The following is a 3,205-nucleotide window of genomic DNA, read 5'->3' as shown; positions in this document are numbered from 1 at the left end:
GACTGGCGCCGCATGCCGCTCGTCACGATCGATCCGCCCGACGCCAAGGACCATGACGACGCGGTCCATGCCGAGCCGGATACCGATCCGACCAACAAGGGCGGCACCATCGTCCATGTCGCGATCGCCGATGTCGCCTTCTATGTGCGGCCGGGATCGGCGCTCGATCGCGATGCGCTGCTGCGCGGCAACTCGGTGTATTTTCCGGACCGCGTGGTGCCGATGCTGCCGGAGCGAATCTCCAACGATCTCTGCTCGCTGGTGCCGGGCGAGCCGCGCGGGGCGCTCGCGGTGCGGATGGTGATCGGCCATGACGGCCGCAAGCGCTCGCACAGTTTTCATCGCGTGCTGATGCGCTCGGCGGCGAAACTGAGTTACGCGCAGGCGCAGGCCGCGATCGACGGACGGCCGGACGACTTGACCGGACCCCTGCTCGATCCGATCCTGAAACCGCTTTATGCGGCCTACGCGCTGCTAAAACTGGCGCGCGCCGAGCGCGATCCGCTGGACCTCGATCTGCCCGAGCGCAAGATCCTGCTGAAACCGGATGGAACCGTCGATCGCATCATCGTGCCGGAGCGTCTCGATGCGCACCGGCTGATCGAGGAGTTCATGATTCTCGCCAATGTCGCCGCGGCCGAAATGCTCGAAAAGAAGGCATTGCCGCTGATCTATCGGGTGCACGATGAACCGACCCAGGAGAAGGTTCACAACCTCCAGGAGTTCCTGAAGACGCTCGATCTGTCGTTCGCCAGGAGCGGCGCGCTGCGCCCGGCGCTGTTCAACCGCGTGCTGACCGAGGTCCAGGGACAGGATTACGAACCGCTGGTGAATGAAGTGGTGTTGCGCTCGCAGGCCCAGGCGGAATATTCGGCCGAAAACTACGGCCATTTCGGCCTCAACCTTCGCCGCTACGCGCATTTCACCTCGCCGATCCGGCGATATGCCGACCTGATCGTGCACCGTGCGCTGATCCGCGCGCTTGGGCTTGGCGAAGGCGCGTTGCCGGAAGACGAGACCTTTGAGACGCTGAGCGAGGTCGCCGCGCAGATTTCGGTCACCGAACGCCGCGCCATGAAGGCGGAGCGCGAGACCGCCGACCGGCTGATCGCGCATTTCCTCGCCGACCGGATCGGCGCCAGTTTCCAGGGCCGCATCTCCGGCGTCACCCGCGCCGGGCTGTTCGTGAAACTCGACCAGACCGGCGCCGACGGGCTGATCCCGATCCGCACGCTCGGCACGGAATACTTCAATTACGACGAGACCCGCCACGCGCTGGTCGGCTCACGCAGCGGTGCCATGCACCGGCTGGGTGACGTCGTCGACGTGCGTCTGGTAGAAGCAGCGCCAGTAGCCGGCGCGTTGCGGTTCGAATTGCTGTCGGCAGGCCAGCTCGTTCCGCGCGGCAGAAAACGCCAAGGTTCGGGGCCGCAGCGCAGCGCCAAGGCGCATCCGGGCCGCAGCCCGCGCAAGAAGGATCGCAAGCCCGGCAAGCCAAAACCGGGCAAATCGAACAAGGGCAAGTCATGAAAACGGTGAGCACCGCGACACGCGACTGGACGCGGGATTCCGTGCCGGCCGGGAAGCGCGATCTCTGGACCGCGATGAAGCGCGGGTTTCGCGGCCGCTGCCCACGCTGCGGCCAAGGCAGACTGTTCCGGGCCTTCCTCAAGGTCGATGACAATTGTTCGGCGTGCCAGCTCGACTTCACGCCGCACCGCGCCGACGACCTCCCCGCCTATCTCGTCATCGTCATCGTCGGCCACATCGTGGTGCCGGCGGCGCTGTGGATCGAGACCAACTACGCGCCCGAGGTGTGGTTGCAGCTTGCGATCTATCTGCCGTTCACCTTCGTTGCATCGCTGTTGCTGTTGCAACCGGTGAAGGGCGCCGTGGTCGGCCTGCAATGGGCGTTGCGGATGCACGGGTTTGACGAAGATGCCCGCGGTGATATTCCTCCGGTATAGCCAAGACAAGAAACGGGGATGGAATGACCGAAGCCGCCACCGCCCAAAGAGAAGAAAAAGAGGCCGATCACCATCCTTATTTCCGGCCGAAGGATGCCGCGACGCTGATCCTGATCGATCGCTCGGCCGGCAAGCCGAAGGTGCTGGTCGGCAGGCGCCACGACAAGGTGGTGTTCATGCCGGGCAAATATGTGTTTCCAGGCGGCCGCGTCGACAAGTCGGACAATCGCGTGCCCGTCGCAGCACCAATCCCGCAGGCGCTCGAGGCCAACCTGCTCAAGGGCAGCCCAAAGATCGCGCCGTCGCGCGCACGCGCGCTGGCGGTAGCCGCGATCCGCGAGGCCTGTGAGGAAACCGGTCTCTGTCTCGGCCGCAGGGTCGAAAAACCGGCAACGCTCGACGGTCCCTGGAAGCCGTTCTCGGAAGCCGGGCTGCTGCCCGATCCCTCCGGCCTGTTCCTGATCGCGCGCGCGATCACCCCGCCCGGCCGCGTCAGGCGCTTCGACACCCGCTTCTTCACCGCGGATGCCTCGCGCATCACCCACCGCGTCGAGGGCGTGATCCATGCCGATGCCGAACTGGTGGAACTGGTCTGGGTCGAGATCGGCTCGAAACCATTTGCCGATGCCCACGCCATGACCAAAAACGTGCTCGCCGAGCTCGACCGCCGCCTCGCCACCGGACCATTGAAGCATGACGCGCCCGTGCCGTTCTTCCATTTTTACGGCGGCAAGATGCAGAAGGATGTGCTGGGGGCGTAGGCTCTCTCTCGTCATTGCGAGGAGCGCCAGCGACGAAGCAATCCATTCTATCTTTCCAGTCGGTCCATGGATTGCTTCGCTTGCGCTCGCAATGACGCGGTACGACCGACGCGGATTTATTCTTCAGCGCCTGGTCAAATTGCAAAATTCTTCCCGTCTGTGCCGATGGCGTTGTTCCCTGAAACTCCATATCTCTCCACAACGACAACCATACGGAAATGGCGCAATGGCCAAACGTCAACTGAAGCTCGGCGCGTTCATGCGGCCGGTCTCCATTCACACCGGCGCCTGGCGCTATCCCGGCGCCTGGCCGGACGCCAATTTCAATTTTTCCCACATCAAGCGCCTGATCCAGAAACTGGAGGCCGGCAAGTTCGACGCCTTCTTCATGGCCGACCATCTGGCAGTGCTGAACATGCCGATCGCGGCGCTGAAGCGCAGCCACACCGTGACCTCGTTCGAGCCGTTCACGCTGTT

3 protein-coding genes and 1 pseudogene are annotated in these 3,205 nt (G+C 64.0%); all 4 read left to right on the top strand.

From position 1 onward, the window contains the following. The coding region (locus WCE35_RS02110) for a ribonuclease R family protein (protein ID WP_424591684.1) at positions 1-1,530 on the top strand (1,530 nt) is incomplete at its 5' end. After that, positions 1,527-1,967, top strand: a complete 441-nt coding sequence (locus tag WCE35_RS02105; protein ID WP_424591683.1) for a DUF983 domain-containing protein — start codon at positions 1,527-1,529, stop codon at positions 1,965-1,967. The genes WCE35_RS02110 and WCE35_RS02105, both read left to right, overlap by 4 nt. Positions 1,968-1,990: 23 nt before the next feature. Continuing rightward, a complete protein-coding gene (locus WCE35_RS02100; protein ID WP_424591682.1) occupies positions 1,991-2,728 on the top strand; it encodes an NUDIX hydrolase in 738 nt (245 codons plus the stop codon). Between the two features lie 226 nt (positions 2,729-2,954). Beyond that, a pseudogene (locus WCE35_RS02095) lies at positions 2,955-3,205 on the top strand (LLM class flavin-dependent oxidoreductase); the annotation flags it as partial.

Source organism: Bradyrhizobium sp., from assembly GCF_049691595.1.
Lineage (GTDB): Bacteria > Pseudomonadota > Alphaproteobacteria > Rhizobiales > Xanthobacteraceae > Bradyrhizobium.
Note: the sequence above shows the minus strand (reverse complement) of the source record. Positions and strands in the feature narration are given on the sequence as shown.